The organism is Tenacibaculum litopenaei, assembly GCF_964514025.1.
GTDB lineage: Bacteria > Bacteroidota > Bacteroidia > Flavobacteriales > Flavobacteriaceae > Polaribacter > Polaribacter litopenaei.
Window position 1 is genome coordinate 452,801 of the sequence record NZ_CAZEQT010000003.1, and the last position, 22,930, is coordinate 475,730.

Here is a 22,930-nt window from a genome sequence, read left to right on the forward strand (position 1 = left end):
AAAAGAAAATCGTGATATGGAAACTAATGAACACTATTTTAAGGTCAATAAAGAAACCTGGAATAAAAAAGTAGCTGTACATGCAGGGAGTGATATGTATGCTATGGAAGCCTTTAAAGCAGGAGCTTGCTCACTACAGCACTACGAAGTGGAAGCTCTTGGAGATGTAACAGGAAAATCCTTACTGCATTTGCAATGTCATTTCGGACAAGATACATTGAGTTGGAGTAGAAGAGGAGCGAAGTGTACGGGTATTGATTTATCAGATGAGGGAATTGCCTTAGCGCAAACGCTGAATGCAGAATTGAATTTAGATGCAGCATTTGTATGCTGTAATGTTTATGATGTACCCAAGGAGGTATCAGAAACATTTGATATCGTGTTCACGAGTTATGGAACCATCGGTTGGTTGCCTGATTTAGATCGTTGGGCAGCAGTCATAGCCGCCAAATTAAAGTGCGGTGGTGTATTTTACATGGCGGAGTTTCACCCGATAGTTTGGATGTTTGATTATCAAAAACAACCGGCGAGTATGGTGTATGGCTACAATCAATCAGAAGTTATTTACGAAGAGTACAGCGGTACCTATGCTGATGAATCTGATGCGATTGTAAGTAAAGAATACGGTTGGAATCACGGTTTAGGAGCAGTGGTTACGGCCTTAACTAAGCAAGGACTGCACATAGAGTATTTGGAGGAACACGACGAATCACCGTATAATGTGTTTCCCGACTTGATAGCTACTGGTGAGGGGACTTACGTAACCAAAGACCGACTCTATCCATTGATTTTTACCCTAAAAGCAACAAAGCCTGAGTACTAGTACTCAGGCTATGATTTTGTATTTGTGTAGCGATTAAAATTGTGTATTAATTTCAATGGCAACTTCATCCCATGTTTTTGAAACTCCGTCTGCACCTTTGTGCAAATCGTGACACACTTTGTTTAAAGAATCGAGTGCTGATTCTGCTTTCCACGCTGCTAACTTCATCGTTCCTTTTAATTGGAAATTTTTGTCGTTTAACGTATAAGTAAAAGGAAGTTTTTTAGTAACTCCATTCATGGTAATATCACTGTATCCTGTAGAATCGGTTTCAATAACAAGCTTACCTGAAAGTAAGTTCGTATTATCCATGACACCGAAAAAGAACTTCTTAATTTTGAAATCTCTTCCAGAATCTGCGGTAAAAATACTTGAAACAGGAATGGCAAAGGCAGCATTATTGATAGCTTCCTTAGCAGTGTTTCCCTCTCCACCAGCAGTGATATTTACTTTTTTAAATTGTCCTTTTACAGGTACTTTGTCAGTGGTCTTATAAGCAACCCACTTAATTTCATTTTTTGCGTTTTGAAGCGAGAAAGGGGCTTGTTTTTTAACTTCCTCAGTTGGGGTAGTGGTTTCCTTTTTTACTTCTTTCTTGCAAGCTGTCATACTAATAAGAGCTAAGCAGAGTACTAAGGAGTAGCGTAGTTTTTTCATAAGAGTATATTTACGTCTGTTAAAGATTTTACGAGTGATGTAGATCACAGTGTAAAGGTACACAGCGAAAATCAATTTTCAAATGGAAAATGATTGTTTTAATCTATTAGGCTATGTACGAGTTTTATGTATTCGGTTTTGGCGACATCAGCAGTCATCCCTCTTAATTGTAACCAAGCATTGAGTTTAAAGGCACTGCGAAGCCCTTTGGCTTGCGGATATGCATTGATGGCAAACTGATCTCCTTTGACTGCCTGTTTGTAATAGGCATAAAGCTTTAGCATGGTATCTGGAGGGAGTTTCTTCTCCATTTTCGAAGCTAATTCAAAGGCCTCCTGAAACCGTATGTCGAGGTCACGCATAGTCATGGTGGTAAGAATAAGTTAAGCGAAGGCTTACATCACAAAATGTATGTACAAATATACGAAAGGAGCGAGAAAAAATAAACTGTCTAATCTGTCTAATAAACCTCCGTGTCCAGGCATAATGGTACCGCTGTCTTTTACATTGGCTTGGCGTTTAAATTTAGACTCCACTAAGTCTCCTACCGTTCCGAAAATACCTACGATGACAGCAATAATTAACCAGTGTACCAACGAAAATAAATTGCTGAAATACGAAATGGTAACCGCGGCAATACAAGCAAATACGACCCCTCCTACAAATCCTTCAATGGTTTTCTTGGGAGAGACGCTCTCAAAGAGTTTGTTTTTTCCTAGGTTTTTACCTACGATATAGGCAAAACTATCATTGGTCCATATTAGAATTACGATATAGAGTAAAATCCATGGATGGTAACTGTTATTGATGACAGGTAAGAGCATCAAAAAACAGAAAGGAAATATGATATAGCGTAAATTCAGGTCTAATTTATCGGTAAAAGAATTCGGATAAGCACTTCCTTTGGCATACAAGTGAAAAATTAATCGCACTGAGCACAGTAAGGTAATTACCAAGGCGAACAACGATACGTTGTAGGTAATAAAGTGTTTTGAATAATATACGGCTACAGGAAGTATGAGAAAGGGTATATAACTATCGAACTTGATAATTTTATTAAATTCCCATAAACACACTGCGGCAAAAACAGCCATTAAAACAGTATAGCTAGCTTCTGAATACAGGGTAGCCGAAATAAATAGTACTGCGTAGATGAGGGCTGAAATGCTCCTTTTAAGTAAGTTTTGCATAGCTTAAAGATCTTCGAAGAGTAACAAATATAAATTTTTAGAATTACAGTTTCCGTAATTCAGAAAATCATCGCTGTTTCTCTCAGTGGTGTAATTGGTGACTGAACTTATGTTAGTCGGTATATTACCGCTAAAATGCGTCTTGATACCTGTAAGTCCTTCACTGGTGTTTTTTACCAATTGACTGGTTGTTGCATAGACGATAAAAAAATCGGGGAGAGCCGCTATTTTTTGGCTGCCCAATTGGTTGGATGAAAACAAGATGTCTCCTTTATCGGCTATCAAGTGCTCACAAGTTGTAAAAAACGGTATGTTTTTATCAAACACTTGTTGTGAGGTCAACGGTAGTTGTTGTGTAATTTTAAGCAGGTTAAAGTCGGTACAGGTCAGTGTTGACCACTTGTTCTCTTTGATAATATTTTCGAGGTTAATAATGACCTCGTTGATACTCGTACAATATAAAAACTTACCGCCTTTATTGATAAAATTGTGTACAAACAAATCATCTAAAGATAAGTCAACCGGTTGGCGATTGATCTCCTCTTTAGATGATTCAGTATTTGAGTTAAATAATTTTTTAAAAAAATTCATTCAAATTAAAACTAAACTTATTCTTCTATTATTGTATTGTTTTCGTTGTTAGTTTCTTTTTTGTCAAATGGTCTTTCGCCAAAGATTTTAATCAGATCGTCTTTGAAGATTACTTCTTTTTCCAACAAACGATCGGCTAACATACTCAATTTATCTTTGTGTAAATTGAGGATTTCTATAGCTCTTTGGTATTGTCCTTCTATAATTTTAGAAATTTCTTCATCTATGGTTTTCGCTGTAGAATCACTGTAAGGTTTAACGAAAGCGTCATTTCCTGTTGAATCGTAATAAGTAACGTTTCCTACTTTGTCATTCAAACCATACACGGTAACCATAGCACGTGCTTGTTTCGTAACTTTTTCCAAGTCGCTTAACGCTCCGGTAGAAATTTTATCAAAAATGAGCTTTTCTGCAGCACGTCCACCCATAGTAGCACACATTTCGTCAAGCATTTGTTCTGTTTGTACGATTTTGCGTTCTTCTGGTAGGTACCAAGCAGCTCCTAACGATTGTCCACGTGGAACGATAGTTACTTTAACGAGTGGCGCCGCGTACTTTAACATCCAGCTTACGGTAGCGTGTCCGGCCTCGTGGAAAGCGATTACTTCTTTCTCTTTTGGAGTGATTACCTTATTCTTTTTCTCTAAACCTCCAACGATACGATCAACGGCATCTAGGAAATCTTGATGGTGAATGGCGTTTTTACTGTTTCTTGCAGCGATTAATGCAGCTTCATTACACAAGTTAGCAATATCTGCTCCAGAGAATCCTGGTGTTTGCTGTGCTAAAAACTCTAAGTTCACATCTTCTGCTAAACGAAGCGGTTTGATATGTACCTCAAAAATTTCTCTACGCTCGTGTAAATCAGGAAGGTCAACGTAAATCTGACGATCAAAACGACCAGCACGCATCAATGCTTTATCCAAAACATCGGCACGGTTGGTAGCCGCCAATACAATTACATTGGTATCTGTACCAAAACCATCCATTTCTGTCAATAATTGGTTCAGGGTATTTTCGCGTTCATCGTTACCACCTGTCATACTGTTTTTACCACGAGCTCTACCGATGGCATCAATCTCATCGATAAAAATAATCGAAGGTGACTTTTGTTGTGCTTGCTTAAACAAATCGCGAACACGAGAAGCACCTACTCCTACAAACATCTCCACAAAATCAGAACCTGATAAAGAGAAAAACGGCACGCCAGCTTCTCCAGCAACAGCTTTCGCTAACAAGGTTTTTCCGGTTCCTGGAGGACCAACTAAAAGGGCTCCTTTAGGAATTTTACCTCCGAGTTTCGTGTATTTTTCAGGGCTCTTTAAGAAGTCTACAATTTCTTGAACTTCTTCCTTAGCACCTTCTAAACCAGCCACGTTTTTAAAGGTCGTTTTAACTTTGGTATCTTGATCAAATAACTTCGCTTTTGATTTACCGATATTAAAGATTTGTCCTCCACTACCAGCGCCACCTCCGGCTCCTGACATTCTTCTCATGAAGAACAACCAAATAACAATCAATAAAATAAAAGGTAAAAAGTTAAAAATACCATCTAAAATACTAGTGCGAGGTTCGTTTCTGGTATCAAAATCAAGTTGATATTTAGTTTTAGCCTCGCGAATGGTCTCTTCAAAATTTTGAAGATCCCCAAAGTTATAGGTGTACAATGGAGCGCCTTGTCTGTAAAAAGGTGAAGAAGTTAACTTCTTGTGTGGGTCTTTTTCAGTAGCGCTTTTTTTCAAAAAAATCTCAGCATATGATTTGTTGAGGATGAGTATTTTCGCAATATCATTCTCTCTTAAAATTTGGCTGAATTCATTTTCTGATAATTTTTTTTGCCCCATACTCCCGCCGTTGAATAAACTAACACCTATAATCACTGCGATTATAGGAATGTAAATCCACATGGAGTTAAAACTCAGTTTGGGCGTGTTTTTTTTCTTATCACTCATGATTTTGTCTCAAGTTGTTTGTTTGTTACACGGGATTGATTTGGGTGATTTTAGCATCTCCCCACAGACCTTCAATATCGTAAAAGTCTCTTACTTGTTTTTGAAAAATATGTACAACAACGTTCACGTAGTCCATTAAAACCCATTCAGCATTACCCTGTCCTTCAATATGCCAAGGTTTGTCTCTAAGTTCTTTACTTACGACCTTCTGAATAGATCCTGAAATAGCGTTTACTTGCGTATTTGAGTTACCCGAGCAAATTACGAAATAATCGCATACGGTGTTGTCAATTTCTCTTAAATCAAGTAGTTGGATGTTTTCACCTTTAACGTCATCAATCCCTTTTATAATTACAGCTAATAAATCGTCTGTACTTGCTTGCTTTTTTGTCATCAAAAAAAATTAAATTTTAGCAAAGTTATTATTTTTTTGCGAGTAAATTACGTATTATTAATACTAGTTTACTTACCTAAAGTTACATGAAATTAATCAAACTTAGTGCCATTGACTCGACGAATCTTTTTTTGAAGAATTTGGCAGAGAACACCTTGCTAGAAAATTCAACGGTGGTGATGGCTGAAAATCAAACTGCTGGACGAGGACAAATGCACACGGTTTGGAAGTCGGAGCCTGGTAAGAACCTTACATTCAGTGTTTTTGAGCGTCTTGATCAATTGTCGGTTGCGGAACAGCGCTATTTGAATTACGCTGCAGCATTGAGTGTTTGGGAATGCTTAGAAGAGCTCGGAGTGGCAAATGTTCAGATAAAATGGCCTAACGACATTATGGCAGGGCATGCCAAAATATGTGGTTTGTTAGTCGAAAATACTTTGAAGGGAACGGACGTGGTTGCAACAGTGATAGGAATCGGGCTAAATGTCAACCAAAGTTTTAAGGAAATTACCTCCTTTAAAGCAACCTCGCTTGTGGATGTTTTGGAACAAGAGTTTCCGCTTGAAATGGTTTTGCGAACTTGGTATACGAGTTTTGAAAAGTATATGGCGTATTTAAATAATCGCGATTACGATTTGTTGGAATCTAGATACCTAAAGGTCTTGTACAAAAAAAACGTTCCCAGCATGTTTAAAACTGCTGAGAACGAATTATTTTTAGGTAAAATTGTCGGTGTTTCCACGGCCGGCAAACTTCGCGTAGAACTTGCAGACGAAACACATCGAGATTTTGGAATTAAGGAAATATCCTTTGCCTAAAATACTCGAATTACAATTTTGCTATATTTTCAGTTAAGGTGTCAATAAACTTGGTCAAAGGTTTTTTAACCATCATTGCCATCATAGGATTAAAATCTCCAGCGAATTTTAGGCTTACTTCACATTGGTCAGCAGCGATTTCTTTAATATCAGAAGCAAGGGTAAATGGAAGTTTACTACTCGCTGCACCAAGGGTTACATTCGTGAATTCTGTTTTGTCTTTTAACACTAAACGAATTTCAGGCATTCCTTTTAATCCAAAAATAAAGCTCTCACCATCAACTTCAAACTTTTCCGTGTTTTCTGGCATGAGTTGTTGGTAGTTTTCTAATTTGGTGAAAAAATCAAAAACTTCGTTCGCTGCTTTGTTTACAGTAACTGTATTTCCTTCGATATTCATAAGGTTCTTTTTTACGTATTATTTATTTGGGTTCCAGGTGCTCGGTGACAGGCGCCAGTCTTCTAGTAAGCGCAATTCTTCATTGGTGATATAAGAACTGTCTAAAGCCTGTTCTAACAAGCACTCATAGTTGCTTAGGGTAGTGAGTTCAACGTGATCTTGGGCAAAGTTTTCGGTAGCGATTTCGAATCCATAAGAAAAAATAGCCACCATTCCTTTTACAGTAGCATTGGCTTCTTTCAGGGCTTTTACCGCGTTTAAACTACTCTTACCTGTACTGATTAAGTCTTCGATAACAACTACGTTTTGTCCGCTTTCTAAGTGTCCTTCAATTTGGTTTTTTCGACCGTGTTTTTTAGGCTCAGGACGTACGTATACAAAAGGGACTCCTAATTCTTGTGCAACGAGTACACCAATGGCAATTGCTCCTGTAGCAACTCCAGCAATAACGTCTGGTTTTCCGTGCTTATCTTCAACGATTTTGGCGATTTTTTCTTTTAAAAAATTTCTAACCGATGGGTATGACAATGTGATGCGGTTATCACAATAGATAGGAGAGTTCCAGCCAGAAGCCCATTTGAATGGGTCTTGCGGGCTCAATTTGATTGCTTTTATTTGTAATAGCAGTTCGGCAGTTTTTTTTGCCGTATCTTTGTTAAAATCCATGTCACAAATGTATAAAGTTTTTGTTAATGATAAACCAATAATATTAACAACTTCTAATTCAAAAGAAGAAAATTATCCCGTGTATATCTTCAAAAATATTGTTTTCGAAGAGCTAATTTATAAGTTAAAGAACGATATTTTATCAGGAGTTTACCTGTTTTCAACCGATTTAGAGGCCGATTGGGAAGCCATTCGAACCATGTACAGACCTATGGTAGCAGGAGGAGGCTTGGTGACCAACCCAGCAGGAGAGTACTTATTTATCTATCGAGGGAACAAATGGGATTTGCCCAAAGGAAGAATTGAAGAAGGTGAGTCAATAAAAGAAACTGCTATCCGAGAGGTTGAAGAGGAATGTGGCATTACAGGACTTGAACTCGGTCCGTTTTTATTAAATACGTATCATTTATTTGTACAAGACGGTGAGAAATGCTTAAAAGAAACGTATTGGTATGCCATGACTACCGAATATGACGGTCCCTTGAAGCCTCAACTTGAAGAAGGCATTACCGAAGTGGGGTTTAAGTCGAAAGCGGAAGTGTCAGTAGCACTCCAAAATACCTACGCTAATATCATCTTAGTGTACGATACCTATCAAAAAATGTCAAAAAAATGACACTCTGTCACAATAAACAGCCTCATTTTTATGCAAAACTGCCAAAACTAGGGTAAAAATCCTCTGGCATACAGTTTGACTATTGTTCTGACGTAAGATTGAATTAAAATTTAAACTGTAAATAAAATTATGAGTAAAATTATAGGTATAGATTTAGGTACTACCAATTCGTGTGTATCTGTAATGGAAGGAAACGAACCCGTAGTAATTCCTAATGCAGAAGGAAAAAGAACCACGCCATCAGTTGTTGCATTTGTTGAAGGAGGTGAGCGTAAAGTTGGGGATCCAGCAAAACGTCAAGCGGTGACGAACCCAACAAAAACAGTTTATTCTATTAAGCGTTTTATGGGGAATAAATTTTCTGAGTCTAGAAAAGAAGCAGAGAGAGTTCCTTATGAAGTGGTAAGTGGAGATAACGATACTCCTCGTGTAAAAATTGATGACCGTTTGTATACACCGCAAGAAATTTCTGCGATGGTATTACAAAAAATGAAGAAAACTGCTGAAGACTACTTAGGTCAAGGTGTTTCTGAAGCTGTAATTACGGTACCAGCATACTTTAACGATGCACAACGTCAAGCGACTAAAGAAGCAGGTGAGATTGCTGGATTGAAAGTTCGTCGTATTATCAACGAACCTACAGCAGCGGCTTTAGCTTATGGTTTAGACAAAGCAAATGACGATAAGAAAATTGTAGTATTTGACTTCGGTGGAGGTACGCATGATGTTTCTATCCTCGAATTAGGAGATGGAGTATTTGAAGTATTAGCTACTGATGGAGATACGCACTTAGGAGGAGATGACGTAGATGAAAAAATCATCAATTGGTTAGCAGAAGAGTTTAAAGCTGAGGAAAATATGGACTTACGTCAAGATCCTATGGCTTTACAACGTTTGAAAGAAGCAGCTGAAAAAGCAAAAATCGAGTTGTCGAGTACGACTTCTACAGAAATTAACTTACCGTATATCACGGCGACAGCTTCAGGACCTAAGCACTTGGTAAGAAACTTAACCAGAGCTAAGTTTGAGCAGTTAATCGACGATTTAGTAAAGCGTACTATCGCTCCATGTCAAACAGCACTTAAGAACGCTGACTTATCTACATCTGAAATTGATGAGATTATCTTGGTAGGAGGATCTACTCGTATTCCTGCAATTCAAGAGGCTGTAGAGAAGTTCTTCGGTAAAGCACCAAGTAAAGGAGTAAACCCAGATGAGGTTGTATCATTAGGAGCAGCAATTCAAGGAGGAGTATTGACAGGAGATGTAAAAGACGTATTGTTATTAGACGTAACTCCATTGTCATTAGGTATTGAAACTATGGGGAATGTATTCACCAAGTTAATCGATGCAAATACGACCATTCCAACAAAAAAATCACAGGTATTCTCAACGGCTGTTGACAATCAACCTTCTGTAGATATTCACGTATTACAAGGAGAGCGTGCAATGGCAGCGGATAACAAGACAATCGGTAGATTCCAATTGACCGATATTCCACCAGCACCAAGAGGAGTTCCTCAAATTGAAGTAACTTTCGATATTGATGCGAATGGTATTATCAATGTATCTGCAGCAGATAAAGCTACAGGAAAATCTCAGAATATTCGTATCGAAGCTTCTTCAGGATTGACTGACGAAGAAATCCAAAAGATGAAAGCTGATGCAGAGGCAAATGCTGAAGCAGATAAGCAAGCAAAAGAAACTGCTGAAAAAATCAATGGTGCAGATGCCATGATTTTCCAAACTGAGAAGCAATTATCTGAATTTGGAGACAAGTTGTCTGCTGATAAAAAGCAACCAATTGAAGCAGCATTAGAAGAATTGAAAAAAGCACACGAGTCAAAAGACTTAGCGCAAATCGATGCTGCTATGGAGAAAATCAACGAAGCGTGGAAAGCGGCTTCTGAAGAAATGTACGCTGCACAGCAACAAGCTGGAGGAGCAGATGCAGGGGCTCAGCAAGCACAACCTAACGGAAACGACGCACAAGGCGATAATGTTGAAGACGTTGATTTCGAAGAAGTAAAATAAACGTGTAAAACACCTTTTTTTAGAAAACCCGATGAGTATTCATCGGGTTTTTTTGTTTTTGTGCTATCTTTAAGTAGCACAATACTCGCCAAACCATGAAACTAACCACCAATGCCATAGGATATAGCTGCTTTTTTCTCGGACAGCTTTTGTTTGGAATCACCGGAGCCATGGGGCAAGCACATACTCAGGAGTTAAGCTCGACTTCACCGGATACTTTGCGGTTTTTAAAAACGGTTTTTGTCGATGATGTTTCGTACCCTAGATCAGATGTCTATACATTTATTGAAGGATTGCGCAAACTCGAATTCGTGTTTGATGACCCTATCGATAGTACCACTTCGTCATATCTTTATCGCTACCGCCTTATTGATAAAGAGAAAAATATAGAATGGACAGCGGTTCCCGTAGCACACAAACGGGTTGTTTTTCACAGTCTGTCCGCAGGAAAGTACGTTTTTCAATTCCAAAAACAACCGCGATTTCTTCCAAAACCCGGGGCATTTTACGAATGTGAAATCAGTATTCGACTTCCTTGGCATCAGAAAATAATGATCGTTAGTATTACTGTATTGTCACTGTTATTGGGGATAGTGTTGTACAGAAAGAGAAGGCGCATCTACGGCTTTTTAAAAACTCAGTTGGGCGATTGATAGTGCAGAGTGTCTTTTAAGAAAGCAATACTGTAATTTCAGAAGCTTTGTATTGATTTCGTTGGAGATAATTTTATATTTGAAGTTAAACCCCATTTTTTGAAAACACTACTTTTATATTCGGCGTTTTTTTTATGGACCTTTCAATTGTTCGCACAGCACCCTGTAGCCATTCAATTGACTGACAAGGACGGGCTACCTGATATTGAATTTTACGATATTTTGGAAGACCGACAAGGAATTATTTGGTTGGCCGCAGACAAAGGCTTATACAGTTACGACGGTAAGGAGTTTAAGCATTTTACACATAAGAATAAACGAGGCTTGTCTGTATTCGGACTGAGTATGGATGCCGCAGGAAGAGTTTGGTGTAACAATATTACAGGACAGTATTTTTATATAGAAAACAATAAACTCCAGCTGTTTGTAGACATGAAAGCCTACACTAGGGGGCAATTGGCAGAGTATTCATTTTACGACGGAGAATTATTAGTAAATTGTGGAGGTCGCTCTTTTAGAGTAGACCTACAGTCCAAGAAAGTGAGGAGTGCTCTTGAAGATCACGGTGGACATGTATCGAGTTTTATCCGTAATGATACGCTTTTTTACGTTCAGGGAAACGCTTTTCGATATCGTGTTAACGGGGATCCGAAGCCTAAGCTAATCAGTAGTTTTGAGATTCCTAAGAAATTGCGTCATGTAGTAGTGAGAACGAAACCCTTCTACAATACGGTATTGCTTACGGTACAGGATAATACGATTTTTAAAAGAAAGCTGTACCTCTTGAAAGGAAAGCAGTTTGTTCCGATTTCTAAAGAAATTTTAGATTTAGAGGAGCCCATTATTAATTTATATCTTATAAATGATACTGTTTGGATAGCTACTCCGAAAGGTTTGCGCATTTATACCTATAAGGACGGACAATTTACTTTAAAGCATCATTATTTCCAAGGAAAGTTTATCACTGCCGTAGTCAAAGATAAAAATGAAAACTACTGGATTGGAACCCTGCGTGAAGGCGTGTATATCATTCCGAATATCGAAATAGAAAAAGTAGAACTTAAAGAAGGAGCGGAATTTGTAAATGAATTGTGTAAGCTTGATGATACCAGATTATTGATTGGGGATATAGAGGGAAATGTGAACGTACTTAACCGGGCACTTAATACACAAGAGCTCATCTATCGAAATCCAGGAATAAAGGTGAGTAAATTAGGCTGTGATATTTCGTCGAAAATCTATCTCAGTTTCGGGAATTCGGGAGTTGCTTTGGACAAGCACAGTTATCAAGTATTAGACTATCCTATGCTACGAGGTAAAGGTAATGCCAAAGGAATCTCTTCCATTAACGATTACAGTTTTGTGTACGGAGCCTTTGGGTATGCGGAAATCGTTGATTTGAAACACAAAACGACTAAAAGGATCGGAGATCGACGCACCTATGCTACCCATTATAACGGTTTGACCAACGAGATTTTTGTGGCTTATGTGGATGGACTGCAGTATTACCAAGCCGATTTACAACCGAGGAAAATCACCTTTAACGAAGCACCGATATTTGTAGTAGATATAGCGAATACGCAAGATGGCACTGTTTGGGTTTCGACTTTTAAAGACGGAATTCTTGGAATCAGAAATGGTAAAGTAACCTGTAATTATACAGCGGCAAATGGCCTGTTGTCGAATAGGGCTTCAGGTATTTTTGCGGATGGAAATTTTTTATGGGTGGTTTCTGATAAAGGAATCCAATGTTTGGATAATATTACTGGCAATATTCGAAATTTAACCGTGAAGGAAGGTCTAGGATCCTTCAATATAGCAGATATCGTTGTGCTAGGAGAACAGGTGTATTTTGCTACGAATAAAGGCCTGTTTCGCTTTGATAAAGAACGTGTATTTAAAAAATTCGGAGCTCCTGAATTTTATATTAGAAACGTACTGGTTGATGCCATTGAAAAACCAGTGAAAACAGCATATGACCTGGAAAGTGATGTCAAAAAAATTGTCATAGGTTTTCATGCAAATGGTCATTTATCGGAAGAGAACACCGATTATTATTACCGCTTGTTAGGAGCTAGTGATACGTGGACTACCGTATCCAAAGGAGCCAGTGAATTGGTGTTTGACGGGTTGTCGCCAGGAGCCTATACTGTTGAACTTAAAGCGGTAGAACGATTTGGACTAATGGAGTCAAAAATTAGTAAGATATCGGTAAATATTGCTTGGCCTTGGTATCAAAAGTGGTGGTTTATAGCCTTGATGCTGCTGTTATTGACCTGTGTAGTTACGTATTACTTTAAGCAGCGATTACGCACTCAAAAGGCAGAGCAACTACGTCAGTTGAATCAGTTAGAACGCGAAAAGGAAATGGTATTTCTAAAACTGGAAAACTTGAGGTCACAGATGAATCCTCATTTTATTTTTAACGCCTTGAACTCTATTCAAGATTATATCTTGCTAAATCAAAAGAATTTGGCGGGAGATTACTTAGGGAAATTCGCCGACCTTATCCGAATGTATTTGAATCACAGTGCCAAGGGGTACATTAGCTTGGAAGAAGAGATCGAAGCTATTGATCGGTATTTGGAATTGGAAAAACTCCGATTCGAAGATGCCTTGGATTATGAAATAAGTTGCAACAGTGCTATTGATCCAAGTAGTATAGCTATTCCTACCATGTTGATACAACCGTATGTAGAAAACTCATTGAAACACGGATTACTCCACAAAAAAGATCAAGGAATATTGAAGATATTGTTTGAATTTGATGGAACTTCTGGGTATCTTCAGTGTACAGTAGAAGATAATGGAATTGGTAGGGCACGTGCGCAGTTACTCAATGAAAAAAAGAACAGAAGGCATAAATCGTTCGCTACCAAAGCCACTCAAGATAGATTGGAGTTACTGAATTTTGGAAGAACCGACAAGATTGGCGTAAGCATCAATGATTTGATAACACCGGATGGTAAGGCCTCAGGAACACAAGTGATAATTCGCATACCATATAAGCAAGTATAAATGAAAGCAATAGTAATTGACGATGAACCAAAAGCGAGGAATGTCTTGCAAATTTTAATTCAAGAGAACTGTCCCAAAATCACTGAGATTTTTGAAGCGGAAGATTTGATTTCAGGAGTTGAATTGATCAAGAAAGAACAGCCTAAAATAGTTTTTTTGGATATTGAAATGCCCGAGTATTCCGGTCTTGAAATTGTCGACTTTTTAGACAAGGACACCCATAATTTTGAAATAATCTTCGTGACAGCTTATAGCGAATACGCAATTCAAGCCCTTCAGTTATCGGCCATTGACTATTTATTAAAGCCCGCCCGCCCAACCCAGGTAAAAGAAGCCGTAGACAAAGCCTTGGAGCGCATTGGTAAAGGTATATTGAGCGAGCAGTTGGTCGAGTTAAAGAACAGCTTTCAGAACTTGCAGTTTAAAAAAATAGCACTGCCGTTTTCCGACGGTATTAAGTTTGTCAATTTTGACGAGATAGTTTTGTTGGAGGCCGACGGTATGTATACCAAAATTTATATGAAAACTGCAGAAGAAATCTTGGTGAGTAAACCATTAAAGCATTTCGTAGAACTGTTACATAAACAAATGATGTTTTATAAACCCCATCGTTCTTTTCTAATTAATATCTTGTTTATCAAAGAATACATCAAGAAAGATGGCGGGTATATTATCATGGATAACGACAAAGTTGTATCCATTTCCAAAGATAAAAAGCAAGAATTTTTAAATATCGTAAACTGCATATAACACCTTTAGCAACTCATATTCTGATTTCAGCAATTGGTTGATTTTTAACTGGTTGGTTTTTGTGATTTTTGTATGGGATGAAACAAAAGGGGATTTTTATACACTGTTTTGAAGCCTGGGACGCTACACTAGCATTCCTGAATAACTGCGAGTCGAACTCGTATAAGGCGGCTATAAACAAGTGCAATACAGCGAGAAGTCTGTAGAGAAATTCGTGTCTCTACAGACTTTTTTGTCGTTTAAAATCACCGAGTAGTTGTCATCACATGAACCAATTAACTAAAGATATGAGAGCCATTGCACTAATTTTTTCATTATTGATAACTGTTGTACTCAAAGCTCAACAGCATCAAAATCAAATTTTACAAAATGTTGAGTCAGGAAACTACAAGGTATTTAAGGTAAAGCAAAAGTCACATCGAAAGTACCAGTGGGTCCCCGTAAAAAAATCTTGGCCGTTGCAAATTACCAAAAATGCAGCCGGAGCAATTTCTGAAGTAATGGTAAAACGCGCTGGTATATTGAACGAGAAATTTGTTCCAGACGTTCCTGGCTACCCAGCGTACTTTTCGTTTGCCGCTTATCGATTGAGCTATTTGGATGGTTTGTGGGTGTATTACTCATGGAACGGTAAAGAAGAGGCCACGGCAAAATACGTGTTTACCAAAAAAAGCGATATCGGTTTAGGGGTGCAAGCACTGAATTCAAAAGTCGCGGCTTATGCAAAAGCGGTGTTTAAAAAACAGACGCAGGCAAGGGCACTAGTCAAAGAAGAAAAGATGCGTGCGGCTGAGGAAGAACGAAAATTACATTCTATAGAAAATAGAAAAGTAAAAGCACTACGCATCAAATTTATCGGAAATGTGGGGAAGGTTGCTCATTATGCGGAAGCCATAGCTTATGGTGTTGAGGCCGAATTAGCAGACGGAACAGTCCTGTCCACAGCGAATCTAGGTGGGAGCTTGCCTTGGAGTGATTTCGAACTTCATCATCAAGGAGTTAGTAATACTACCGAGGAAGTGCGTGTTGACGAAGATGCCACTTCCTTAAAAAATGATCAAATAGTAGTTGAGTTGCGATCGAAATTTCATGCTGATCTCAAAGCAAGGAGAAGTTTACCGACGACGAACGACATTCCGATTCGAGTAACCCAAAATGGTTTTTGGGGCTATAACCGGCATAAGCACATGGCTGTAATTCAGGGAAAAGATGGTCAGCACGCCGGTAGAGGAGATCATTTAACGGTTAAAATTAAAACTGTTAAACACCGTCAAACGGGGAGGCTACTCAATAAAATTGAAATCTTCAATACTACTAAAAATAAGCTGGTGGCACGCTACAAATTGCTCCCTACTACCAAGCTGAGTATCCATGCGAATGGCGGTGGGGGTATGAATGGCTTTGAAGGCAGTGATCGCAGTCCCAACGGTGGTAACGGAGGATATGGAGGTGCTGGGGGTGTTATCACACTGATCAAAGATCCGTCGGTAAAACAGGCTACTTTGGAATTTCAAGTGAATGGAGGGAAAGGAGGTAGAGGAGGGGCTCCTAAGTACGCGAGTGCGAGTAGAGGCCAGCGAGGAAGAGCAGGTGACCCCGGTAAAATAATTAGAAAAACACAAAAAGTAACATTCAAATTTTAACTAAAATACACATAGCATGCAAACGAGAATCATTACTGTAGTAGCGTTGTGGATGGCCCTGTTTTTGGGAACAACGCAAGAATCTAACGCACAGTTCAATCGCTTATTGAAAAAAGTAACCAAAAAGAAAACTACCAAATCTGGGGGAGGTTCCGGAGCTTTTACTCACCTAAACTCAGAGAATGACGAGTTCGGACTCAGCGGACAATATTACAGTTTGCAAGATGGCAAGGTAGTGGGTTTTCAATTTGTAAAAGAAGATGGTGGAAAAGTGGTAAATGAATTGCGATATTGGGAAAAGAAGGGGGGAGATCCACAAATTAAACTGCAACTAAAAGAAAGCTTTTTAAGAAAGAAGAACATCAAAATGTTTTTTGTTTGGATGTCGAGTTATGCCAAATCATATATAGAAGTTTTTGAAGTTGCTCCTGGGGTCTTAGCACAAACGCAGCAAACCGAGCGTTCTATCAATAGCTATGACGAGTCGGTGCCACTCGATACAAAAAGATCGGTGGTTGAAGTAATGGCGAAAAATAAAGGGGATTTGGATACTTGGGATCTTGAAACAGCGCAGGCCAAAGTAGATATGATGGTTGCCGAGTTAAAAGCAGCGCAAAACAGCAAGGTGAAGAGAAAACTCATGCGCTTCGAAACCTACAAGAAATACCACGGAAAAATTGCTTTTGCAAAAAGCACAAATGCCTTGCGTAGTTCCAAGAGCAATCAGCCAGTAGAGAAATCGGCTAATTTTATAACCAAGCAAGTGCTTGGTGAAACGGTGGCCTTCAAGCCCTATTTTGATCAGCCATTATCAGTAGCACATCCGGGAACTTGGTTTAACATTACTTACGAGATGGCAGGAATCACGACTGACAGAGAAAAGTTGAGAAAATCGAGTACCAAGTTTTCTAAGAATATACCTCAATTGGATAAATACAAAAACGACTTTTATTTTTTCTATCCTAAAGTAACCAACAATCGCTCTAACAATGTTGCGGATTACGCTTTTTTAGAATTATTACGCCAGGCACAAGACAAACTAAAAAAAGGAGATGTATACGATTTAAAAGTTACCGTTTGGGCCTTTAAAGACGGTGAAAACATTGCCCCAATGGCAACAGGAACCATACAATTATCATACAATGAAAATACTGAAAATTTATTATTCGATCCAGTAAAAGGTTGGATTACGGTATTGGAAGATTACCTTGATGAATAAGCCTAGTGCTTGTGTTAAAAAAGAAAGCTCCTTCATTGAAGGAGCTTTTTTGGTTTTTATTGATTTTTGTATTTGTTGGAATAGCGTTTCCACAGTTTCGTTTGGTGAGTGTCTAAGCTCAACGCTCGTCCTTGAATATAAGCTTTCGTTAGGATGTTGGTACGCATGTCTAATGCGTCTCCTTCTGATATAAACAAGGTAGCATCTTTACCTACCTCTAAGGTTCCCATCTGTTTATCGATTCCTAGAATCTTGGCATTGTTGCCTGTAATCAGTTGAACAGCCTTTTCTTTACCGAGTCCGTAAGCTCCATAGGTTCCTGCGTAGAACGGTAGGTTACGCGTACTCATACGCTCCATATCTCCACTCATTCCAACACCTACTAAAATACCGGCATCTGTTAAAATTTTGGCTGAACGAAAGGGTAAATCGTAATCTTCATCCTCTTTCGTCGGTAATCTATGTGCGCGCTTTAAAACTACCGGAATGTTGTTGGTACTCAATAAACTTGCCACCTGTTCTGCCTCGTGTCCACCAACAATGACTACAGAGTTGATACCTAGTTTTTTAAAGAAATGTATGGCATCACTGATGCTCTTCTTACCGTTGACATGAACAAAAACTTTTTTGCGCCCTTTGAATACTTGCTCCAAGGCTTCATAAGGCAGGTTAACAGCGGTTCTATCACCTTGCAAATACAGTTTCGCACGTTGAAAAAAGTCTTTGAGTTGGTTTACAGCCACAGGGTATTGCTTGTTTGGTTTTAAGTCACTAACTTCTCCTAACCACCAACGACCTCTAGTAAAAATTGAAGGCCAGTTGATATGGATGGCATCGTCTAATTTTACTGAAGCATCTTCCCAGTTCCAAGCATCTAACTGTACTACAGACGAGGTTCCGGAAATTCGTCCTCCTCTCGGAGTTACCTGAGCGATGAACACTCCATTCGGACGCATAGTTTCAACAACTCTACTTTCTGTATTGTAGGCGATAATACTGCGTATATGCGGAAGCATGGTTCCCACTTCGTCGAAATCTCTTGTTGCTCTTACGGCATCGATTTCTGCTAGTCCTAAAGAAGTATTGGCGGCAATAAATCCAGGATATACGTGTTTCCCAGTTGCTTTGATGATTTCTCCTTGACGGGCAATTCTGGCATTGGCACTTCCGACGAAGGTAATCTTTCCTTTGTCAAACATGATCAAAGAGTTTTCGATCACTTGCCCATTTCCGAGGTGAGCCGTGGCTCCCTCGATACTAATGGCTCGAGTTTGTTTTGGAGCAGGAGTCTGCTGAGCAACAGCGTCTGTCAACAAAAGTCCGGTTGCCAATAGGGATCCTACGATAGTTTTTATAAATTTTTTCGTCATGATGTTATTCGGTATCACAGTGGAATAATTTTTTAGTCTTTTTTACCGGAGCTTGAGTTTTTGCTCCTTTAATTTTGGCAGAAAGCATCATCGTGATGAGCTTGTTGCGCTCTTGCTTAATGGCGTTTCGCTTGGCCAAATCATCTTGTATATCAAAGTATACAGCACCGTCTATAATGGTGTTTTCTGCCTTGGTGTACACGGATAGTGGATTGCCACTCCAAACGACGATATCCGCGTCTTTCCCTACTTTTATACTTCCTGTGCGGTTGTCTAAATGCAGTAATTTGGCAGGGTTAATCGTAACCGTACTCCACGCTTCTTGCTCTGTTAAATTACCGTATTTCATGGTTTTTGCAGCTTCTTGATTAAGGCGTCTCGACATTTCAGCATCGTCTGAATTAATGGCTACGGTAATCCCTTGACGATGCATAATGGCAGCGTTGTAAGGAATAGCATCGTTCACCTCGTATTTATAGGCCCACCAATCAGAGAAGGTAGAACCACCAACACCGTGCTTTTTCATTTTATCGGCTACTTTGTAACCTTCCAGAATATGGGTGAAAGTGTTGATGTTGAAATTGAACTGTTCAGCAACTTTCATCAGCATATTGATTTCTGACTGTACATAAGAGTGACAAGAAATAAAGCGTTTTTTATTGATGATTTCGGCTAAGGTTTCAAGTTCGATATCCTTGCGATATGGTTTTCCACTCTTTTTAAGAGCAGCGTATTCTTTGGCGCGTTGAAAATAATCGATATAGACTTGTTCAACTCCCATTCGCGTTTGAGGGAATCGAATGGTATTTTGATCTCCCCAGTTCGACTGTTTGACATTTTCACCCAAGGCGAACTTGATAAACTTCGGACTGTTTGTGTATATTAAGTCCTCAGCATTTTCACCCCATTTTAGTTTGATGATAGCTGATTGTCCACCGATTGGATTTGCAGACCCGTGTAAAATTTGTATCGAAGTGACTCCACCGGCAATATTTCTGTAAATATTCACATCATTGGGGTTTACCACATCTTCTATGGTTACCTCCGCCGAAGAGTTTTGTCCGGCCTCATTGACCGCCGAAGTTGCAATATGCGAATGCTCATCGATGATTCCAGCAGTGACATATTTTCCGGTAGCATCGATAACTCGTGCATTTTTAGCTTTTAAGTTTTTACCAATTTTTGCGATTTTTCCTTTTTTAATTAAAAGGTCCGTATTCGTTAAGACAGCTTGGTTTTCAGAAGTCCAGATTGTCGCATTTTTGATTAAAATGGTTTCTTGGCGCACTTTCTGACGATGCCCTAGTCCAATATTTGGATAACTCACCGGTAAAATTTCGGGAGCTTTAGTTACGGCAGGTGTTTTTACCGCAGTTTTTTCGCTTGTAGCTTCCTTTGTAGCCGTCCAAGAAATTGCGGTACCGTTGGCATTGGTTCCATTTCCTGATATCGTACCAGTACCGTCTGTATAGGCTTCAAGGCGAGTGATTTTACCAGCATCATTAAAGCTTAATTGTATCCAGTTATTCGTAAAACTAAATTTGCTAGTAACTTTTTTACCCTCTTTTTTTAGGCTTGCTTTTTGTTTTCCTGGAGTGCCTTTGATACTGAGTTCATAGGTAGTTCCATTCGCAGTTAGCTTGTAATTTCCGGCGAGGTCAGTGATATTTCTATCGTTTAAAATAGTTTGTTCACCCTGTATCCAATGTTCGTAATAGGTAGTTTTAGCATCGAAGGCATCACCTGAGGTGATTAAAAAGTTAGCAAAACTTCCCGGAGCTAAATTTCCGATACGCGAATTCTTTAAAATGCTAGCCGGAACCGTTGTAAGTGCTTGTAGTGCCGTTGTTTTATCTAGTCCGTAGGTGATGGCTTTGCGCAAATTCGGCAAAAATTCTTTGGTAGATTTAAGTTGATAAGTAGTCAAAGCGAAAGGGACTTTATGAGTAGCCAAGACCATTGGATTACTAGGCTCTTGGTTCCAACGGCGCATATCGTGTAAGGATATGTGCTTGGTAAGCTCCATATTGCTTACATCGTAAGGTTTACGGAAATTGATGGGAATGATAAATTTCGCATTGGTTTGTTTGATAGCTTCAATGCGTTCGTATTCGTCACCACCACCTACCAATGTATATTGTATGTTAAATTCATCACCTAATTTATCGGCGCGCAAATCGTTCAAAGCATCGCCTGCACGGAAAATTTGTGGTAAATCGCGTTGTTTGTTAATTGCGGCTAACGACAGATCGGTATTTTTCGCGTGCCCCTCTTTATACCAAGCAGCATCGAGATAGGCCTGTCGTATTAAAGCCATAGCTCCCATTCTCGACGTAGGATAGGATTGGCGTGACAATTTACTTTTAGAAAAGGATAAAAAATTACCCGATTTATTGTCTAATATGCGATAGGCATCTGTCGATTTTGGGTTGAGCGCAACGAGTATTCCCGTTCCTTGCATAATACCGTCGTTACTATGGCTATTGACTACTCCAAATCCTGATGCTAATAGTTCTTTAGCCTTTTTAGTATCGAAGTGAAAGCTTTTAAAACTTTGCGTTTCAGGTCGGATATGGTCGTTCCAATAATATCCTTTTCTAGATGCGTCGTACTGAGGACGTCTGCTGCCTCCCGATTTTCTTTTAGGAGTTTTTATTCCAAAAGTACTGTAGGCATCAATAAAAGAAGGGTAGATACTGGTGTTGGTAGCATCGACAATTTTGGCCTGCTTCGGAATGTTTACTGATTTGCCAACGGCAACTACTTTGCCGTCTTTAATGAGTAGCGTTCCTCGATCAATTATTTGGGTTGGGTTTACGTAGATTTTTGCATTTTTAAATGCAATGAGTGTGTGTTTTGTAGTTTTTACCCCTGTGTTTGTAGGAAAGTATTCTTGCGCAGAAAGCTGAGAATAACACAAAAAGAGTAGCACTATGAATAGTCTCTTCATTATGATATAGTTGAATTAGAATTTAAAAATATCGAATTCTTAAAATTTGAGTCTTTTGTTTAACAAAAAATTAAGAATATTTTAAGAGCATATTCTAGTGCTAAGCAGTGCTTTACAAGCCTTGTATAGGTTAAAAGCTCAATTGTATGCGTGCTATTCGGTTGGCTCCGGCTACCCAAGCAGTAGTTTTCGAAACAAATTGAAGTGTATAAAACGCTTCGTTGCTGATTGACTTCCAATGAGCACCCCCGTCATTTGAATAGGAGATTCCTGTTTTACCGATAGCGATTAATTCCAATCCATCACTTCCTGGAAGGTACTGTACGCAACTTTTATAATTGGGATTTTGCTTATCTGCGACGAGTTTCCAGGTTTGTCCGCCATCATCAGTTATGGCCTTATTTGCAGTATTCGCGTCAGGCTTGCTGTAATCTCCCCCGATAATGCAACCGTGGAGAGCATCGTAAAAATCGATGCTATAAATACCTTGCGGTCCGTTACCTTGAATAATAGGAGTGGTCATTATTGACCATGTGTTACCGCGATCTATCGATCGTAATACGCGCGCTTTTTTTCCTCCTGAAGCAATCCAAACGGTATCGCCTACAATCTTAATATTTGTATTGCTAGCCGCGAAAAAAGCTTCACCTTCTTCAAAGGTAGGCAATGCTTCGCATGGGGTTTTCGACCATGTTACTCCTCCGTCGTGGGTTATTAGTAATGAAGGGCAGGTAGTTGTAGGGTCTCCTACCGCGATACCGTCTTTACCATTACTAAAAAACTTCATAGCATCGTAAAACACCTTGGGGTGTTCTTCCTTGTAAACCAGTTGTACACTGTCATTTTCTACTTTGTAAAGCAACGCAGGGTTAGCAACGGAGAGTGCGAAAACTTTATGATCGACAACAGCGATACTTCGAAAGTGAGGATTGATACTATCGTTGTATCGGATTTGTTGGCGTTGCCATGTTTTACCACCATCTGTCGTCTTCCCGATGTAGCCCTTAGAGTCTGCGTAATACACTGTTTTACTATCCACGGCGTGAATGGCGCGTATACTAGATTGCGTGCTGTCGGCCTGTTCAATAATCACCGTAGGAACCTTAGAAGATTTCTTGTTTTTTTGACAGGATACTAGGAAAATAACGACTAAAAAAATAGCTAGGAATCGATTCATTTTTTGATA

At 39.1% G+C, this 22,930-nt stretch carries 20 protein-coding genes; 9 read left to right on the forward strand and 11 right to left on the reverse strand.

The genetic code is table 11. The features are described from left to right. Nucleotides 1-16: 16 nt before the first annotated feature. Entirely contained in the window at nt 17-823 is an 807-nt protein-coding gene (locus ACKTS5_RS06505; protein WP_408043041.1) for a class I SAM-dependent methyltransferase, read from the forward strand. Nucleotides 824-856: 33 nt separating this feature from the next. Here the strand turns inward: ACKTS5_RS06505 and ACKTS5_RS06510 are convergent, their stop codons facing one another. The 6 genes from ACKTS5_RS06510 to rsfS all read right to left on the reverse strand — a co-directional run bounded on the left by ACKTS5_RS06510 (nt 857) and on the right by rsfS (nt 5,607). Further along, nucleotides 857-1,480 carry a YceI family protein gene (locus ACKTS5_RS06510; RefSeq protein WP_408043042.1) on the reverse strand — a complete coding sequence of 208 codons (624 nt, stop codon included), beginning with the start codon at nt 1,478-1,480 and terminating at the stop codon, nt 857-859. Nucleotides 1,481-1,578: 98 nt separating this feature from the next. Further along, entirely contained in the window at nt 1,579-1,848 is a 270-nt protein-coding gene (locus tag ACKTS5_RS06515) for an acyl-CoA-binding protein (protein WP_408043043.1), read from the reverse strand. A 27-nt stretch (nt 1,849-1,875) separates the two neighbouring features. After that, complete coding sequence (locus ACKTS5_RS06520) at nt 1,876-2,670, reverse strand: phosphatidate cytidylyltransferase (RefSeq protein WP_408043044.1); 795 nt, start codon at nt 2,668-2,670, stop codon at nt 1,876-1,878. 3 nt (nt 2,671-2,673) lie between these two features. Next, nucleotides 2,674-3,261, reverse strand: a complete 588-nt coding sequence (locus ACKTS5_RS06525; RefSeq protein WP_408043045.1) for a hypothetical protein — start codon at nt 3,259-3,261, stop codon at nt 2,674-2,676. A 17-nt stretch (nt 3,262-3,278) separates the two neighbouring features. Beyond that, nucleotides 3,279-5,213, reverse strand: a complete 1,935-nt coding sequence (gene ftsH, locus ACKTS5_RS06530; protein ID WP_408043046.1) for an ATP-dependent zinc metalloprotease FtsH — start codon at nt 5,211-5,213, stop codon at nt 3,279-3,281. Nucleotides 5,214-5,238: 25 nt separating this feature from the next. Beyond that, nucleotides 5,239-5,607, reverse strand: coding sequence for a ribosome silencing factor (rsfS, locus tag ACKTS5_RS06535; protein WP_408043047.1), 369 nt, complete (start codon nt 5,605-5,607; stop codon nt 5,239-5,241). A gap of 86 nt (nt 5,608-5,693) precedes the next feature. Between rsfS and ACKTS5_RS06540 the strand changes: the two genes are divergently transcribed. Beyond that, nucleotides 5,694-6,425, forward strand: a complete 732-nt coding sequence (locus ACKTS5_RS06540) for a biotin--[acetyl-CoA-carboxylase] ligase (RefSeq protein WP_408043048.1) — start codon at nt 5,694-5,696, stop codon at nt 6,423-6,425. 10 nt (nt 6,426-6,435) lie between these two features. On the opposite strand, the gene ACKTS5_RS06545 is transcribed toward ACKTS5_RS06540, so the two are convergent. Both ACKTS5_RS06545 and pyrE read right to left on the reverse strand, forming a co-directional pair. Beyond that, nucleotides 6,436-6,825 carry an SRPBCC family protein gene (locus tag ACKTS5_RS06545; protein ID WP_408043049.1) on the reverse strand — a complete coding sequence of 130 codons (390 nt, stop codon included), beginning with the start codon at nt 6,823-6,825 and terminating at the stop codon, nt 6,436-6,438. Between the two features lie 18 nt (nt 6,826-6,843). After that, nucleotides 6,844-7,491, reverse strand: a complete 648-nt coding sequence (gene pyrE / locus ACKTS5_RS06550; protein ID WP_408043050.1) for an orotate phosphoribosyltransferase — start codon at nt 7,489-7,491, stop codon at nt 6,844-6,846. A 7-nt stretch (nt 7,492-7,498) separates the two neighbouring features. On the opposite strand from pyrE, the gene ACKTS5_RS06555 reads away from it, so the two are divergent. From ACKTS5_RS06555 to ACKTS5_RS06585, 7 genes are all read left to right on the forward strand, one after another. Continuing rightward, nucleotides 7,499-8,107, forward strand: coding sequence for an NUDIX hydrolase (locus tag ACKTS5_RS06555; protein ID WP_408043051.1), 609 nt, complete (start codon nt 7,499-7,501; stop codon nt 8,105-8,107). Nucleotides 8,108-8,236: 129 nt separating this feature from the next. After that, on the forward strand, nt 8,237-10,141 hold the full coding sequence (gene dnaK, locus ACKTS5_RS06560) for a molecular chaperone DnaK (protein ID WP_408043052.1): 1,905 nt from the start codon (nt 8,237-8,239) through the stop codon (nt 10,139-10,141). Nucleotides 10,142-10,236: 95 nt separating this feature from the next. After that, nucleotides 10,237-10,794, forward strand: a complete 558-nt coding sequence (locus tag ACKTS5_RS06565; RefSeq protein WP_408043053.1) for a hypothetical protein — start codon at nt 10,237-10,239, stop codon at nt 10,792-10,794. Between the two features lie 99 nt (nt 10,795-10,893). Continuing rightward, nucleotides 10,894-13,812, forward strand: coding sequence for a sensor histidine kinase (locus ACKTS5_RS06570; protein ID WP_408043054.1), 2,919 nt, complete (start codon nt 10,894-10,896; stop codon nt 13,810-13,812). Then, entirely contained in the window at nt 13,813-14,562 is a 750-nt protein-coding gene (locus ACKTS5_RS06575) for a LytR/AlgR family response regulator transcription factor (protein ID WP_408043055.1), read from the forward strand. 266 nt (nt 14,563-14,828) lie between these two features. Then, nucleotides 14,829-16,205, forward strand: a complete 1,377-nt coding sequence (locus ACKTS5_RS06580) for a hypothetical protein (protein WP_408043056.1) — start codon at nt 14,829-14,831, stop codon at nt 16,203-16,205. A 16-nt stretch (nt 16,206-16,221) separates the two neighbouring features. Beyond that, complete coding sequence (locus ACKTS5_RS06585) at nt 16,222-17,424, forward strand: hypothetical protein (protein WP_408043057.1); 1,203 nt, start codon at nt 16,222-16,224, stop codon at nt 17,422-17,424. A 56-nt stretch (nt 17,425-17,480) separates the two neighbouring features. Here the strand turns inward: ACKTS5_RS06585 and ACKTS5_RS06590 are convergent, their stop codons facing one another. From ACKTS5_RS06590 to ACKTS5_RS06600, 3 genes are all read right to left on the reverse strand, one after another. Beyond that, entirely contained in the window at nt 17,481-18,794 is a 1,314-nt protein-coding gene (locus ACKTS5_RS06590; protein WP_408043058.1) for an amidohydrolase family protein, read from the reverse strand. A gap of 4 nt (nt 18,795-18,798) precedes the next feature. Beyond that, nucleotides 18,799-21,744 (reverse strand): amidohydrolase family protein, encoded by a 2,946-nt coding sequence (locus ACKTS5_RS06595; protein WP_408043059.1) that lies wholly within the window; start codon nt 21,742-21,744, stop codon nt 18,799-18,801. Nucleotides 21,745-21,874: 130 nt separating this feature from the next. Continuing rightward, entirely contained in the window at nt 21,875-22,921 is a 1,047-nt protein-coding gene (locus ACKTS5_RS06600) for a WD40/YVTN/BNR-like repeat-containing protein (protein WP_408043060.1), read from the reverse strand. Between the last annotated feature and the right edge of the window lie 9 nt (nt 22,922-22,930).

What these genes read in the sequence shown, in the direction of transcription:
- ACKTS5_RS06505 (WP_408043041.1), top strand. Translation starts at nt 17, where the DNA reads ATGGAAACTAATGAACACTATTTTAAGGTCAATAAAGAAACCTGGAAT.
- ACKTS5_RS06510 (WP_408043042.1), bottom strand. Translation starts at nt 1,480, where the DNA reads ATGAAAAAACTACGCTACTCCTTAGTACTCTGCTTAGCTCTTATTAGT.
- ACKTS5_RS06515 (WP_408043043.1), bottom strand. Translation starts at nt 1,848, where the DNA reads ATGACTATGCGTGACCTCGACATACGGTTTCAGGAGGCCTTTGAATTA.
- ACKTS5_RS06520 (WP_408043044.1), bottom strand. Translation starts at nt 2,670, where the DNA reads ATGCAAAACTTACTTAAAAGGAGCATTTCAGCCCTCATCTACGCAGTA.
- ACKTS5_RS06525 (WP_408043045.1), bottom strand. Translation starts at nt 3,261, where the DNA reads ATGAATTTTTTTAAAAAATTATTTAACTCAAATACTGAATCATCTAAA.
- ftsH (WP_408043046.1), bottom strand. Translation starts at nt 5,213, where the DNA reads ATGAGTGATAAGAAAAAAAACACGCCCAAACTGAGTTTTAACTCCATG.
- rsfS (WP_408043047.1), bottom strand. Translation starts at nt 5,607, where the DNA reads ATGACAAAAAAGCAAGCAAGTACAGACGATTTATTAGCTGTAATTATA.
- ACKTS5_RS06540 (WP_408043048.1), top strand. Translation starts at nt 5,694, where the DNA reads ATGAAATTAATCAAACTTAGTGCCATTGACTCGACGAATCTTTTTTTG.
- ACKTS5_RS06545 (WP_408043049.1), bottom strand. Translation starts at nt 6,825, where the DNA reads ATGAATATCGAAGGAAATACAGTTACTGTAAACAAAGCAGCGAACGAA.
- pyrE (WP_408043050.1), bottom strand. Translation starts at nt 7,491, where the DNA reads ATGGATTTTAACAAAGATACGGCAAAAAAAACTGCCGAACTGCTATTA.
- ACKTS5_RS06555 (WP_408043051.1), top strand. Translation starts at nt 7,499, where the DNA reads ATGTATAAAGTTTTTGTTAATGATAAACCAATAATATTAACAACTTCT.
- dnaK (WP_408043052.1), top strand. Translation starts at nt 8,237, where the DNA reads ATGAGTAAAATTATAGGTATAGATTTAGGTACTACCAATTCGTGTGTA.
- ACKTS5_RS06565 (WP_408043053.1), top strand. Translation starts at nt 10,237, where the DNA reads ATGAAACTAACCACCAATGCCATAGGATATAGCTGCTTTTTTCTCGGA.
- ACKTS5_RS06575 (WP_408043055.1), top strand. Translation starts at nt 13,813, where the DNA reads ATGAAAGCAATAGTAATTGACGATGAACCAAAAGCGAGGAATGTCTTG.
- ACKTS5_RS06580 (WP_408043056.1), top strand. Translation starts at nt 14,829, where the DNA reads ATGAACCAATTAACTAAAGATATGAGAGCCATTGCACTAATTTTTTCA.
- ACKTS5_RS06585 (WP_408043057.1), top strand. Translation starts at nt 16,222, where the DNA reads ATGCAAACGAGAATCATTACTGTAGTAGCGTTGTGGATGGCCCTGTTT.
- ACKTS5_RS06590 (WP_408043058.1), bottom strand. Translation starts at nt 18,794, where the DNA reads ATGACGAAAAAATTTATAAAAACTATCGTAGGATCCCTATTGGCAACC.
- ACKTS5_RS06595 (WP_408043059.1), bottom strand. Translation starts at nt 21,744, where the DNA reads ATGAAGAGACTATTCATAGTGCTACTCTTTTTGTGTTATTCTCAGCTT.
- ACKTS5_RS06600 (WP_408043060.1), bottom strand. Translation starts at nt 22,921, where the DNA reads ATGAATCGATTCCTAGCTATTTTTTTAGTCGTTATTTTCCTAGTATCC.